This is a genomic window from Micromonospora yasonensis (genome assembly GCF_026013475.1).
Lineage (GTDB): Bacteria > Actinomycetota > Actinomycetes > Mycobacteriales > Micromonosporaceae > Micromonospora > Micromonospora yasonensis.
The window spans coordinates 1-376 of sequence record NZ_JAPDPH010000493.1 but is presented as its reverse complement, the minus strand read 5'-3'; the positions used below and the strand labels follow the sequence as shown (position 1 = coordinate 376).

Annotated in this window: 1 protein-coding gene; it reads left to right on the top strand. The window is 71.3% G+C overall.

All coding sequences use genetic code 11. From position 1 onward, the window contains the following. The coding region (locus tag ONA70_RS36510) for a helix-turn-helix domain-containing protein (RefSeq protein WP_265011027.1) at window positions 1-193 on the top strand (193 nt) is incomplete at its 5' end. Window positions 194-376: the final 183 nt, after the last annotated feature.

Below are 376 nucleotides of genomic sequence, written 5' to 3'. Positions count from 1 at the left end.
CCGCGATCACGAGCCGCCGATGGCCTTCGTCACCGGCTGGCGGCTCGCGCTCGCCGCCGACCTGCTGCGGGACACCGAACTGACCCTCACCGCGGTCGCCCGCCGGGTCGGCTACGGCGGCCCGTTCGCGCTCAGCGCCGCGTTCAAGCGGGTACGCGGGATCAGCCCGCGTGAATACCGGGCGACGGACTGAGGCGTGCTCCGCGCCACCAGGGCCGCTAAACGGGAAGCCGGGTGTCGGGGGTGCTGGTTAGTCTCCGTGCGAATGCCCCTCACCGCGCCTGCCCCCCTTTCGGGGCGCGGTGCCGCCACCACCCCTACCGGACCTGAATCAGGAGATAGTTCGTGACCCATCAACCTGTCGCGACGTCGGACA